At 42.9% G+C, this 13,905-nt stretch carries 14 protein-coding genes; 10 read left to right on the forward strand and 4 right to left on the reverse strand.

The features are described from left to right. Positions 1 to 180: 180 nt before the first annotated feature. Positions 181 to 732 (reverse strand): PEP-CTERM sorting domain-containing protein, encoded by a 552-nt coding sequence (locus HRU23_19890; protein ID NRA56406.1) that lies wholly within the window; start codon positions 730 to 732, stop codon positions 181 to 183. A 464-nt stretch (positions 733 to 1,196) separates the two neighbouring features. Beyond that, entirely contained in the window at positions 1,197 to 1,376 is a 180-nt protein-coding gene (locus HRU23_19895) for a hypothetical protein (GenBank protein NRA56407.1), read from the reverse strand. A 515-nt stretch (positions 1,377 to 1,891) separates the two neighbouring features. Here HRU23_19895 and HRU23_19900 point away from each other — a divergent pair. The 7 genes from HRU23_19900 to HRU23_19930 all read left to right on the forward strand — a co-directional run bounded on the left by HRU23_19900 (position 1,892) and on the right by HRU23_19930 (position 8,313). After that, positions 1,892 to 2,434 (forward strand): thioredoxin fold domain-containing protein, encoded by a 543-nt coding sequence (locus HRU23_19900; protein NRA56408.1) that lies wholly within the window; start codon positions 1,892 to 1,894, stop codon positions 2,432 to 2,434. Between the two features lie 296 nt (positions 2,435 to 2,730). Further along, a complete protein-coding gene (locus HRU23_19905; protein NRA56409.1) occupies positions 2,731 to 3,390 on the forward strand; it encodes a DsbA family protein in 660 nt (219 codons plus the stop codon). A 301-nt stretch (positions 3,391 to 3,691) separates the two neighbouring features. Continuing rightward, positions 3,692 to 4,534: a putative selenate ABC transporter substrate-binding protein gene (locus tag HRU23_19910; GenBank protein ID NRA56410.1), complete on the forward strand. Its 843-nt coding sequence runs from the start codon at positions 3,692 to 3,694 to the stop codon at positions 4,532 to 4,534. Between the two features lie 17 nt (positions 4,535 to 4,551). Then, complete coding sequence (locus HRU23_19915) at positions 4,552 to 5,244, forward strand: ATP-binding cassette domain-containing protein (protein ID NRA56411.1); 693 nt, start codon at positions 4,552 to 4,554, stop codon at positions 5,242 to 5,244. Next, on the forward strand, positions 5,231 to 6,712 hold the full coding sequence (locus HRU23_19920; GenBank protein NRA56412.1) for an ABC transporter permease: 1,482 nt from the start codon (positions 5,231 to 5,233) through the stop codon (positions 6,710 to 6,712). The genes HRU23_19915 and HRU23_19920 overlap by 14 nt, the downstream gene beginning before the upstream one ends. 69 nt (positions 6,713 to 6,781) lie before the next feature. Further along, positions 6,782 to 7,897: an S-(hydroxymethyl)glutathione dehydrogenase/class III alcohol dehydrogenase gene (locus tag HRU23_19925; GenBank protein ID NRA56413.1), complete on the forward strand. Its 1,116-nt coding sequence runs from the start codon at positions 6,782 to 6,784 to the stop codon at positions 7,895 to 7,897. Between the two features lie 134 nt (positions 7,898 to 8,031). Next, positions 8,032 to 8,313 carry a DUF1315 family protein gene (locus HRU23_19930; GenBank protein ID NRA56414.1) on the forward strand — a complete coding sequence of 94 codons (282 nt, stop codon included), beginning with the start codon at positions 8,032 to 8,034 and terminating at the stop codon, positions 8,311 to 8,313. A 108-nt stretch (positions 8,314 to 8,421) separates the two neighbouring features. Here HRU23_19930 and ansA read toward each other — a convergent pair whose 3' ends face one another. Both ansA and sppA read right to left on the reverse strand, forming a co-directional pair. After that, on the reverse strand, positions 8,422 to 9,432 hold the full coding sequence (gene ansA / locus HRU23_19935; GenBank protein ID NRA56415.1) for an asparaginase: 1,011 nt from the start codon (positions 9,430 to 9,432) through the stop codon (positions 8,422 to 8,424). A gap of 80 nt (positions 9,433 to 9,512) precedes the next feature. Next, positions 9,513 to 11,357, reverse strand: a complete 1,845-nt coding sequence (gene sppA, locus HRU23_19940; GenBank protein ID NRA56416.1) for a signal peptide peptidase SppA — start codon at positions 11,355 to 11,357, stop codon at positions 9,513 to 9,515. Positions 11,358 to 11,579: 222 nt separating this feature from the next. Here sppA and HRU23_19945 point away from each other — a divergent pair, with 222 nt between their 5' ends. Genes HRU23_19945 through HRU23_19955 form a run of 3 tightly spaced genes read left to right on the forward strand, consistent with a single transcriptional unit; the run spans position 11,580 to position 13,759 of the window. After that, positions 11,580 to 12,272: a hypothetical protein gene (locus HRU23_19945; GenBank protein NRA56417.1), complete on the forward strand. Its 693-nt coding sequence runs from the start codon at positions 11,580 to 11,582 to the stop codon at positions 12,270 to 12,272. Positions 12,273 to 12,275: 3 nt separating this feature from the next. Next, on the forward strand, positions 12,276 to 13,067 hold the full coding sequence (locus HRU23_19950; GenBank protein NRA56418.1) for a glucosaminidase domain-containing protein: 792 nt from the start codon (positions 12,276 to 12,278) through the stop codon (positions 13,065 to 13,067). Continuing rightward, the gene (locus HRU23_19955) at positions 13,064 to 13,759 is read left to right on the forward strand and encodes a DUF2987 domain-containing protein (GenBank protein ID NRA56419.1); all 696 of its coding nucleotides are present in this window, start codon (positions 13,064 to 13,066) and stop codon (positions 13,757 to 13,759) included. The genes HRU23_19950 and HRU23_19955 overlap by 4 nt, the downstream gene beginning before the upstream one ends. The last annotated feature ends 146 nt before the right edge of the window (positions 13,760 to 13,905 follow it).

Raw genomic sequence — 13,905 nt, forward strand, 5'->3', positions numbered from 1 at the left:
AATGAAATAGTGCCGCTAACGCGACACAAAAGTCAGACTAATGCCTTGACAGTAAGAGAGCGTCCATATATGTCTAATATTTAATATTCTAAGTGCACCACTTAGAACATGAATTCGGGAGGCACAAAAAAAAAGCCCCGATGAATATCGTGGCTGTAATAAAACTCCAGTTACGTTTAATTAGGTATTTTTCTTTTTTCTTGAAAAACCAATTCCAGCCAAACCAATACCAAGCAAAGCTAGTGAGGTTGGTTCAGGAACAGGTAATGCAAATTCTGCTGAATTATTACTTAAAGATATACGATAATTACCAGTTGAGCCTGCAAAACCACCTATGGCTATCGCATAATTCCCAGTATTTACAATGTTAAAATTGATTAATGAAAGGGGTCCTGCTCCTCCGTCATCATTGGCTGCTAGTATAAATAAATCTGTCCCAATGATATCGCCTATTTCGGGTAGTCCATTCGTCAAATCATCTAATAGTGTTAACCCTGTATCAAACTGACCAGAGATTCCAAGTGTTTCAATCGTAATAAAATCACCAGCATTAGCACCAAACGCAAACCAATCCCAAGTTGATGATGGGGAAAGGCTTCCATCGTAGGTTCCGCCACCAGAGCTAAACGTAAAATCAAAAGAGTCGAGAGTGGCACCTGTCGCTACTATGTGACTAGCGTGTACGGAACCTAGCCAAAACAAACAAATAAACAAACAAACAAACTGTTTCATTTTTTTCTCCAAAGTTTAAAATAATAATGCACTCATAATCAAGCAATATTGACGCCAGCCTCATATCTTATTGACTTTAATGGATTATTTATTTGTCTATCTAGGTGTGCATACTAAAGTGTAAAAAAACTTACAATTGTAATGATGTAGATTTTCAGAATGTTTTGCACTTGGGACGAGGTCGCTGCCTCAAACCCGAATTGCACAATACCAACAGCATCACGCTGCATCACAAGACCCGACTGACACCAAACCCACGGAACAACCACGTTATCTGATGCCCTTTGGCTCAAGTGACGACAACAATGCTATCGCATTTACACTGTACGACTATTTGGAACTTGCCGATTGGAGTGGGCGAGCGATACACCCTAATAAAAGTGGTTCGATTGACGACTCAAACCCGAAACTGATTGATAGGCTAGGGATTAGTCCAGACGATTGGATAGAAGTGATAAAGAACTTTAGGCGGCAATATGGTCACTTTGCTGGTAGCGAATACGCGTTGCGCCAATGTGCAAACGACCATGGACAATGTTGGCATAAAGGTGTCGGTTAACACACCAAGATAAATACATACCCCAACAGCCTTGAGGCTGGCTTTGCCATGCCTGAGATTCGACAATTGTGAGTACATTTGGCATGAGTTATCTAACAAAAAATTAAATCTAATAAAAACATCAATACAGAGACCAACTGAGAGAAGTTAGTAGCCAATTGACTCAAGAAGTTTAGCCGTCTAAATTTTGTGGGTGTCTAGTTAAGCCATTTAATACGTTAGTGTGAAAATTGCAAGTATTTGAAAAAATAAAGAGAGCATGCTCGTTATCTCAATTAGCACTGCGTGTTTTGTCAAAAATAAAAGTAATAACATCTTAATATCAGTCACTTGACAATAACATTACGAAAAAAATGTGCAACACGAAAAATAAATTGTGCGAAAGCGGGATACAAACTGCGTTTAGGCTGACTCTTTACGCCAATAAACGTGTGACTAATATTCAAACATTGATCGATGGTTCTAGGCTCGCTTGCGGAGTAATTCATCAATGTTCGGTATTTATACACAATTAAGATGATATCTTCAGTTTGAAATTGACGGGCTTGAATAACATTTCTAATATGTCGTTCAACGATGATGTAAAGATAACGAATTGTGATGAATTTCCACTTAAAAAAGTCAATAAAAAAACCTCTCCAATGGATGGGGCAAGCTGCAATATTCATAGCCATATTTATTGCGCTATCATCCTTTTTAGCAAAAGACATGTTAGAGACCGAGCATGCAATGCCAACTCTAACAAATGACCAAAATGCCACAGCACTAATTGACCTCCAGAACCCACTCACAGCTAAGCCGATAAAAGATTGGGATCAAGCTCCAAAGCATCTTGTGTATTTTTTTGCACCTTGGTGCACCGTTTGCGCATTAAGCCAACCATCTTTAGCTGCCTTTAGTATCATAAAGCCCGATATCCAAATTATTATGGTGGCGCTTGACTGGGAAACCTCACAGGCTGTGGCAGATTTCAAACAAAATCATGAATTTAAGCTCCCAGTATTGCTAGGTAATCAAGAGTTAAAGCGTCAATGGAAAATAGATGCTTATCCTAGTTATTACTTTTTGGACAGTACTGGGGAAATCATCAGTAAAGATCGCGGACTCGTTACACTCCCTGGACTATTAGCGCGCTCAATATAATCGCTAATACCCCGCGGCACTCTAAATGCTGAATGACTTAATTTAGAAAGTTAATAAATAAGAATGAGTTGGAAATTTTTAGAATAAATACGGTGAAGTGAAATATGAATAACGCTTATTGAAACTCAGGTGTTAGCTGGCTTGCTCACTACCAGAGCCAACCCACAACACTGCCGTAATTCATCAGTATAAATTGATAGATAATCGACACTTGCAATATAAGTGTTACACATTGCACGCTAGCTAACATATAATTTCGTCACTTGTATTTATTACCAATTAATTAAAGGTTTGTTATGTTTAAAAAGTTGTCGTCACTCATACTCGTTGCTACGGTAGCGTTAGTTGGCTGTTCTCCTGAACCTCAAAATACTGCTCCATCAGGTCAAGCTGATCAACAGGCCGAAAGAACAACCGAGCTTGCTCAAGTATCATACGAAGAGGGTGTTCATTATCGCCGAGTGAATGCTATTGATAGTGAAAACGCGACTAAGCCATTTATTGTTGAATATTTTTGGCTTGGCTGCCCGCACTGTCAGGCATTTGAAGCACCTCTAAATGAATTTATCGCTGACAACCAAAATTTTACTGTTGTTAAGAAACCAGCCGCTGGCAATGCGCGTTGGGCGATGGACGCAAAAATATACTACGGCCTTAAAGAGTTGGGTAAATTAAGTCACCTTGACCAATTGTTTGATCAATACCGTGACCAACCGTTGCCGTCTAAAACCAAGGTTTCTGAATTTTTGACGTCGATAGATGTTGATGCGCCGGCGTTTTGGGAGTTAGTAGATAGCAGCAATAACATTGCTCAGCATCTTAAAACCAATAACAGCGAAATGCGTGCCAATGAAATTAATGGCGTGCCGGGCATTGTGGTTAACGGTCAATACTTAGTAATGCCAAGTCGCGATGTTGATTTTTTCGCGTTAGTCACTTATTTGTCAACCAAGTAAGCAACCAATCCGCTTGAATTTGCCATTGATAGCTTGCGCCGATAGCTATCAATGGCAAGAGCGTTTTAAATAAAACGCGGATGTTGGTCAAAATATCAGTGCATGTGCAGTAACACGTATTTTTCATGGACGAGAAATTGAGCGTATAGGGATATATTCACCGCGAATTTACGTAATATGTCTCGATATCTAAATTATAATGCGCTTGCCCTGAGCTCAGGGCGAAATACTTAGTTAAGAGTATTCATCACTGGCACGGTTCAGGCTATAATGTGCGCCTTTGTTTTTGCCTAGACTTATTATGAAATTAATTTTACTTGCCAGTCTGCTGTTATCTTTTTGCGTTAGCGCGACCACTTTTACCTTTACTGCAATTCCCGATGAAGACGAGTCGCGTTTGCGTGAACGGTTTGACAAAGTGGCGGCCTACTTATCTAAGGAACTGGCTATTGATGTCAAGTACGTACCGGTTAAGTCGTACAGCGCGGCGATCAGCGCGTTTCGCAATAACCAAGTGCAATTAGCGTGGTTTGGTGGTTTGTCTGGTGTGCGAGCACGAAACTTAGTGCCAAACTCGGTCGCTATTGCTCAAGGCATTGAAGATAAATTATTTAAAAGCTACTTTATTGCCCATCAGTCGACTGGGCTAGATGCTAGCGACACCTTACCGCCAGCGATTAAAGGACTAACCTTTAGTTTTGGCTCTAAAGGCTCGACGTCGGGCCGATTAATGCCTGAGTACTTTTTACGTCAGCAGTTTGACCTTAGTCCAGAGCAACTCTTTAAACGCGTAGGTTTTAGCGGTAACCACAGCCGTACTATTGCGCTGGTTCAGTCGGGTGCATGGCAATTAGGCGTGGTTAATTATAAGGTTTGGCACAATGAATTGGCGGCGGGAAAAATCGATTTAGCTAAAGTTAAAGTGATTTGGAGCACCCCAACTTATCCTGATTACCAATGGACTATTCGCGGTGATGTTAATCAAACCTTTGGCCAAGATTTTAGCGCTAAAGTAACCGCTGCTTTACTTAATATGACCGACAAATCATTGCTTGAAAGCTTTCCGCGTCAGGGTTTTATCAAGGCACAAAATTCAGATTATGAGCCAATTAAGCGAGTTGCTAAGGCGATAAAGTTACTGTGAACACCACTGGCAAGGTGATTTTTTCGTTGGTAGAGCATGCGATAGGTTATAAAAACCAACCGGTGCTCGCCGCGGTTAATTTAACGATTAAAGCGGGTGAAACAGTCGCTATTGTCGGTGCCAGTGGCAGCGGCAAGTCATCGTTGCTAAAAACTTTATATGCACAGCAGCGCGAGCTGGCGGCATTGTGTCCGCAACAATCGATGTTAGTGACCAGCTTAAGTGTTTATCACAATATTTATATTGGCCAGCTTCAGCGCCATAATATCTTTTACAATTTGTTTAATCTGATCCGGCCTTTTCAACAACACCTGCACGATATTGGGCAGCTAACAGGACTGTTAGGGCTTAAAGCACAATTATTTAAGTCGGTCGATCGTTTGTCTGGTGGTCAGCAGCAACGCACCGCCGTTGGGCGTGCGCTGTATCAACAAAAATCAATCTTCTTAGGTGATGAGCCATTATCGAGTATTGATCCCATTCAAGGCGCAGCGTTGTTGCAGTTGATCAAACAGCGCCACCAAACCGTAGTCATTGTTTTGCACGATAAAGAAATGGCCCTTAATCAGTTTGACCGAGTGATTGCACTGGCCGATGGTCAAGTTGTTATTGATTGCGCGGCAAGCTTATTATCGGCTCAACAAATGGATGCGATTTATCAACAAGATTTTTCGGCTGCTGTCGCGGACTTAGCTTGTGATAACATTTGATACCACGGGTGCTAAGTATCGGCGCGTGTCACTTGTTATTGGCTGCATTGCTGTGGTGGCGTTATTAATTGCTGATTTAGAAATAAGCAATAACGATCCGGCGAGTGAGTTATGGCGGCTGTTGCATGGGTTAATGGTGCCATCACTTGAGCTTAACCTAACCTTGGTTGAAGCGGTTTTTAATACCATTGCGTTTGCGTTAGTTGGCTTGGCTATTGGCGCGTCGATTGGGCTGCTGCTAGCCCCTTATCATCATGTGGCGGTGATCCGTCATGTTTGTGCTTTTGTTCGGGCAATTCATGAAATATTTTGGGCCTTAATATTCCTGCAAATGTTTGGCTTGTCGGCGCTCACTGGGGTGCTGGCGATTGCGGTGCCTTATGCCGGAATTTTTGCCAAGGTGTATGACGATCTGTTAGCGCAAACTACCATTGATCGCACGCTGGTTTTTGACCCCAATTGTTCGCGCCTAAGCAGCTGGCTGTATGGGCCATTAGCCCAGTGTTGGCCAGCACTAGCACGTTATACCCGTTACCGGTTTGAGTGCGCACTGCGCAGTGCCACCGTGCTTGGTTTTATCGGCTTGCCGACCTTGGGTTATTATTTGGAAACAGCATTTAATCAAGGTTTGTATCATCAAGCCGGGGCGTTATTACTAATAATGTTTGCGTTAGTTGCGACCATTAAATGGTGGCTGCACCGCGCTTTTATTCCTGTTTATTTAATCGCTGCGCTGTGGTACTTACCGTGGCAATCGGCGCTTGAGTGGCAATATTTAGTGCGATTTGTTACCGAAGACATTATTCCTGCGCCATTAAAAACCGATAATTGGCTGTTCAGTGATTTGTTGCAATGGCTTAATCAGCTGTGGTTACATCAAATATTACCCGGCGGCTGGGCGACGTTAGTGTTGTCGGTTGCGGCTTTGCTGGTCACGGCTTTAGTCAGTTTAACCTTATGGCCTTTTGCGAGTCGGATGTTAGTTGGCCGAGGGCAGGTGGTTGGTCATGGGCTGCTCATTGTGCTGCGCTCAACCCCAGAGCTTATTTTTACCTTTGTGATCACCTTGGTGATTGGGCCGTCGATGTTACCGGCCATTATTGCGTTAGCGTTGCACAATGGTGGCATTATTGCTTATTTACTAGCGCGTTCAGCCGATCGGCTAGAATTGCGAGATGACCATGCCAGCGGGGTTAACTTGTGGGCCTATGAATTGCAGCCTGCGTTATATCCGAGTTTTCTGACCTTTTTGTTTTACCGCTTTGAAGTTATTTTGCGTGAAAGTGCCATTCTTGGCATGTTAGGCATTACGACCTTAGGTTTTTATATCGATTCAGCCTTTGAAGCGCTGTTTTTTGATGTTGCCTGTATCCTAATTTTAGTGACTGCACTGTTAAATATGCTGGTTAATCAGCTATCGATTAAGCTGCGGCGCTATTTTGATTTAGACAAATTAGTGCTAGTTTAAGCACTGTATTACCCGTAATTTTAATCACTCATATTCGTGTTGAAGGAAGATCTCATGTCGGAACAATTTATAAAATGCAAGGCGGCAGTAGCTTGGGGGCCCGGCCAGCCCTTGGTCATTGAAGAAGTCGATGTCATGTTGCCTAAAGCGGGTGAAGTTTTAGTTAAAATTATCGCCAGTGGCGTTTGTCATACTGACGCTTTCACTTTGTCGGGTGATGATCCTGAAGGGATTTTTCCGGTTATTTTAGGTCATGAAGGCGGCGGAGTTGTTAGCCAAATAGGCGAGGGCGTTACCAGTGTTAAAGTAGGGGATCACGTGATCCCACTTTATACCCCGGAATGTGGCGAGTGTAAATTTTGTTTGTCGGGCAAAACTAATTTATGTCAAAAAATTAGAGAGACCCAAGGCAAAGGGGTAATGCCCGATGGTACGACCCGTTTTTATAAAGATGGTCAGCCTATTTACCACTACATGGGCTGTTCGACATTTTCTGAATATACCGTGTTACCCGAAATTTCTTTGGCTAAGGTTAACCCAACTGCGCCACTAGAAGAGGTGTGTTTACTCGGTTGTGGTGTTACCACTGGCATGGGCGCGGTGCTTAATACGGCCAAGGTTCAACCTGGCGATACTGTGGCAATCTTTGGTTTAGGCGGTATTGGTCTGTCGGCAGTCATTGGCGCAACCATGGCTAAAGCGTCGCGGATTATTGCAATAGATGTTAACGATCGTAAGTTTGAGTTGGCCAAAGAACTGGGCGCAACAGACTGTATTAATCCAAACGATTACGACAAGCCAATTCAAGATGTGATTGTTGAATTGACCGACGGCGGCGTTGATTTCTCGTTTGAATGCATTGGCAATGTCAATGTGATGCGCTCAGCGCTTGAATGCTGCCATAAAGGGTGGGGCGAGTCGGTAATTATTGGGGTTGCCGGAGCTGGCCAAGAAATAACAACTCGACCATTTCAATTAGTGACCGGGCGCGTTTGGCGTGGCACTGCATTTGGTGGGGTTAAAGGGCGTTCTGAGTTACCGCAAATAGTAGAACAGTATTTAGCGGGTGAATTTAAGCTTGATGACTTTATTACCCACACCATGGCACTAAGTGAAATTAACACCGCTTTTGATTTGATGCATGCGGGCGAAAGTATCCGCTCGGTAATTCATTTCGATAAATAAGCTTTGAAATAATGCTTTAGCTTAAGGTATTATTTGGGCCATTAATTAGAAATACGCTAAATAGATAGTCCGCCTCGTTATAACTGCGCCCAAAAGCTAGCTGTAACGAGGCGGCTGAAGCGCTAGGAAGTAAAATGCAAATTGAACAACTTATTCAGGCGATGTCACCCGCGGTATATGAAATTCTTAAACAAGCGGTGGAAACCGGAAAATGGCCCAATGGTATTGCATTAGCAGCCGATCAGAAAACCCAAGCCACTCAAGCAATGATGTTATATCAGGGGACTCACCTTGAACAAACAGACCATTTCACGATTGGTAAAAATGGCGTGTTTAATAATCACAGTAAGTCGCAGTTACGTCGCCAATTTCGTGATGAAGAATCAATTGTTACGGTAAAGCTAAACGACAACTAATTTTTTGTCTGAGATATGCTGACTTTTCTTGTATTAGCGCGGTGTAATCAACACAGCGTTAATACAGTACTCATACCGCACTCATATCGTAGTTAGCGAGCTTATTGCTTAATTGGTCAATTCGCCACGCAGGTTTTGACTCATCAATTGCTTTATTTCGTCTGAATTTAAGCCTTTGCTTAATAACCAGTGCAACTTAGTTAATGCCGCTTCAATCGTCATATCATACCCACTAATCACGCCACATTTCTTCAGTGCATTGCCTGTTGCATAACCAGACATATTAACACTGCCACGGTGACACTGGCTAAGATTAACAATAACAATGCCGTCCTTATTCGCTTGAGACAGCTGTCCTAACAAACCGGGATCTTGTGGGGCGTTGCCGACACCATAACTTAACATCACTAACGCTTTGACGGGCTGTTTAATGATATTGGCGACAACATCGCTGCTGATCCCAGGATAAAGCATCACAACACCGATTGGTTGTTCGCTAATGTTTTCAAATATGAGAGGTTGTGGCACCACTTTGGCTATTTTACCTTCGACGAGCTCAATGTTGATCCCAACTTTTAATAACTCAGGTAAATTTGGCGAGTCAAAGGCATTAAAGCCGTCGGCATAAGCTTTAGTCGAACGATTACCGCGCATTAGTCGGTTATTAAAAAATAACGAGACTTCATTAATTCGATAATTGGCGGCCAAATAGAGCGAGTTCAATAAATTAGACTGACCGTCTGATCGTAACTGTGAAAAAGGAATTTGCGATCCGGTGACAATCACGGGTTTAGTCAGATTTTGGAATACAAAAGACAAAGCCGACGCGGTGTATGCCATCGTGTCGGTGCCATGAAGAATAATAAATCCGTCGTATTGGTCATAAACACTGGCAATATCTTGAGCAATGCGTTGCCAATCTGCTGGTTTCATATTAGACGAATCGATTAATGGCGAATATTCATTAATCGTAAAGTCGGGCATTTCTTCACGGCTAAACTCAGGGTTATTGGTGACACACTCGGTTAAAAATCCGGTTTGTGGCACAAAACCTTCTGGCGACAGGGTCATGCCGATGGTACCGCCAGTGTAAGCTATATAGATCTTTTTCTTGGTCATTTCAATTCTTAGGTTGTTCGCGGATTATCCGCCAATTATGTAAGATAAATGCCCAACCATAAGCTAGGCATCGGCTGTTGTTATTGACTGCACTCATCGCAATAAAGATAAACATGCTGTGGATCATCAAAGCGATTAATTAACTCAAATTGCTGAGTTAATTGGCTAAATAGTTTAGTCAGCGGCGAAGGTGCAGCAGGTTGTATACCTAATGCTACAATCACTTCTGACATCATTTGTTGGTAAAAGAGTTCCATTGGACTGAGTTTCTTTTCAATAACTTTTGACTCAAATTGATCTAACTGAGCCAGTTCTGCCGCTTGCACTATCGCCTCATCTAAATCACCAAGACTGTCAACTAAACCATGCTGCAACGCCTTGGTGCCAGACCAAACTCGGCCTTGGGCAACACTATCAACCTGGCTTACGCTCATATTACGTGCTTGAGCGACCAACGAGATAAACTCTTGATACCCGTGTTCGATATACGTTTGCATCAGTTGCGAGAAACCAGCCGGTAAATCACGGGTAATGGTAATGCCTGCTAATTCTTTGGTGGCGACACCGTCAGTATAAACACCCAGTTGGGCTAAGCTGTCTTCGAAGGTATTGATCATGCCGAAAATACCGATAGAGCCAGTAATTGTTGTTGGCTGAGCGATTATTTTGTCAGCACTTGCTGCAATCCAATAGCCACCAGACGCCGCGACACTGCCCATTGAGGCAACTACAGGTTTGCCAGCCGCTTGCAGGGCCAACACCTCTTGACGAATTTGCTCCGATGCATAAGCGCTGCCACCGCCACTATCAATCCGTAACACGACGGCGCGAATGTTATCGTCAAGGCGTGCTTGGCGCAGTAATAACGAGGTGCTTGCGCCGCCAATGGTGCCGCTAGGCTGATGGCCATTAAGGATTATGCCTTTGGCTATGACGACAGCGATATTAGCCGGCGCCGCTATAGGATTAGCAAAATGATTAATACGTTGATAGGCACGCAGCGGTATTTTATTAAAACTTAAGCCATTTTTAGAGTAACCGACCTGCTCAGCTATCTGGTCGATAATATGGGCATCGGTGTCGATAACATCAACCAAATTTTGACTTAATGCAAACTCAGCAAAGTTGACTTGTTGGCGTTTAAATGAGGCAATTAATTCGCTCAGGCTCAAATCAAATTTAACCGGGCTGATGTCACGTTGGGTTGAAACATCCTTGACATACGCTTGCCACAAATCATCTAACCAAGCTTGATTGGCAAGTCTTGCGGCTTGCGACATGTCGTCACGCATATAAGGTTCGAGTGCCGATTTGTAAGTGCCAACGCGGAAAATATGGGTATTGACCTTTAATTTGTCAAACAGACTTTTATGATACAGACGATAGCGGCCAAATCCTTCAATAGAGACCATGCCTTTGTGGTTCATTAATATTTTGTCGGCATAACTGGCTAAATAGTATTGATGCTGATTAAAACCGCCGCCAATCGCATAAACGGGTTTGTTACTGAGCTTAAAGGCGGTAATTGCTCGGCCAATCGTCTGCAATTTAGCTAATGAGGCTGCGCCCATTGCTGTTGAGTCGATCACCAGCATTTTGATGTTGTCATCGTTACTGGCGGTATTTATCGCTTGGGTGATATCACTAAGCAAGGTTTCGGCATCGGTAACTGGACCACCCGATAGCTCTTGCGATATTTCTTGGATCGGATTATGCGGCTGCTTTTGCTCAACAATATTGCCTTGAATGTTTAGCAATAACGCGGCATTGGTTATTTGAGGCTGCTGATCTTGATAATTGCTGGCGACAATGACAGCGAGAATAATGCCAAACACGATTAAATTTAAAATAAGCTTGCGGGTATTATTAACCACGGCCCATAAAAATAAAAATAATCTGACGAAAATATTTCTTTTTTGTTTCATTGGCTTCTCTAATCCTGTGCAACAGGGTTGATAGTTCGTTAATCGCGCAATTTAATACGTTTGCCCTGACTGACGTGAGTAATTATTAGGCGATATTATCGTCATCAGGACGAAACTACTGTCGTATCATCATGTATTTAATTGATTCTACCATTCATGCATTTATCAAAGGTAGTAAAACCACTATAATCGCAGTTAAATTATATTAAACACAAGATCACTATGGATAAACAAACAAAGAATGGCAAGTTACAACCGCTGGTACTGCTAAAGAGTGGTTGGGATGTTTTCCGCAGTAATTATCGGGTCTTTATTCCTAGCATTTTGCTCGCATTTGCTTTTGTGTATGGAATTCATGCGCAGTTGATTGAATTTTTACGCCAGCGGGCACCTGAAACCGCAGAGTTAGAGCTAATTATTCAATCGAGTGCCTTGATTGGTCTGTTATTTTCTCCGATTGAGGTGGCATTGATGATGCTGGGCGTCAAAGCGGCGCGTAACGAACGGGTGACCTTAGCTAATTTATTGGATCATCTGACGAAAACCCCTGTGATAATCATTATTACGATTATTTCAACCGCGGCGATCCAACTGGGCATGATCTTAGTGATCCCTGGAATTTTTCTGTTAGTGGCATTATCAATGGCGCAATTGTTAGTATGTGACAAAAACTACTCAATGGTGCAGGCGATCAAAGAGTCGGTTCAAATAATTACTAAACATTGGTTTGAGTGTTTTACGGTTTATCTGCTATTAATTACGTTAATAATATTGTCATTTATCGCGATGGGCGTGCCATTATTGGTTACTATCCCGCTTTATTTGTGCGTAAAAGGCAAAATGTATTTACGACTGTTTGAAGGTTCAGAGCAATCATCAGAGCCAAACAGCAATCATAATGAATTTGAGGCATAACCTATGAGATTTGGATTTGTTGCACGTTTTATTTCAGCGTTGGCAGTATTGGCGATATTAGTCTTTTTAATGCCACAGCTTATTGGCTATCAGTCATCACGGCCTTTGCAACCTGAAATTGCGCCTAAGCAACAAATTCCGCAAACCTCAATTTTACCTGATTTTGCCGCGATAACCGATATTAGAGTTAAGAAGGCAGCATTTTTTGACTTTATTAAACCCGGCGTTATTCATGCCAACAATGCGATAGCGGCCGATCGTGCCATCGTACTACAAGCGCAACAACAGCTTGTTGCGGCGCAGCCACTCACCGAGTTAACCAAGCTAAAACAGATAGCTCAATATTATCGTTTAGGTCAGCAACCCATTGAACAGCAATTAATCGCGCAGTTGTTAATGCGGGTCGATACTATTCCGGCCGATTTAATTTTAGTGCAAGCGGCCAACGAGTCTGGCTGGGGCACCTCGCGTTTCGCACGACTTGGGCTTAATTTTTTCGGCCAATGGTGTTTTAGCAAAGGCTGCGGATTGGTGCCATCGTCGCGTAATGAAAGTGCTAACCATGAAGTTGAAATATTCGATAGTGTCGATCACTCGATTGCCAGCTATCTACGAAACTTAAATACCCATGCTGCTTATCAACATTTGCGGCAAATTCGGGCGCAACTACGGGCTAACGATTTAACAGTAGAAGCACAACTGTTAGTCGTTGGTCTGCGAAACTACTCACAACGTAAGGACGATTACGTGATCGAACTACTGCAAATGCTCAGACATAATAAGGCTTACTTATGATCTCAAAATTTACAGGACTAGTGACTACATTAGCCCTGTCGGCGTTATTGAACGGCGCAGCTCTGGCCCAAAGTTATGAAACTTCATTTACTTATAACGGCTTGTATAAAAGTATTAAAACTGCTTCGGCTAATGAATTTTCACAAGTTTCGTTAAATTTTTACTTGCTTAGAAAAGACGTTAAAGCCGGAGAATCAAAGGTGTGTCCGGTAGAATCTGGTTACATCAGTGATGGCGAGCATACGATGGACTTAATTGTCACCGAGCGTGGTCAAATGCTATTACCGCTCGACAAATCATTAAAGCAAGATCATGCCGCCATTACGATTATTACGCCACAACCAGATATGTGCCAACTTAAGATGCAAATTGAAGTCGCTTCTTTTGAGTTGCCTAACGCGAGTGTGCGCTCATTTAATGGTTGGACGAGACAGATAACCGCGCTATACGAAAAACTTGCAGGTTGGCCTGGCCGTTATTTTATGCCTAACTTGGTCGGACTTACTTTTACATTTAGCGACGCTGGATCTGCCTCTGTCTATCTGGTAACGCCACAGGGGCGTCAACTACTTGCCTCAGGCAAAGAAGATAAACTGTATTTTAGTCTTGATGATTTAAGCGAGCTGCCAGCTGATGGACAGTTACAATTTAGCAGTGAGCTCCTCGCGGTAACGCCACGCTTAGCCCAGTAAAAGCTTAATAACGGTTCAGTAGACAAAGACAATTGATAATAAAAAGGCCCGCACCAATTAATGGTGCGGGCCTTTTTTGTTTGCCCAGCAAAGCTGGCAAACCCGTCCGCTTGAAAGAAAGCGGAGTCACCCTGACTAAGGGGAAG

Source organism: Gammaproteobacteria bacterium, assembly GCA_013214945.1.
Classification (GTDB): Bacteria; Pseudomonadota; Gammaproteobacteria; order Enterobacterales; family Psychrobiaceae; genus Psychrobium.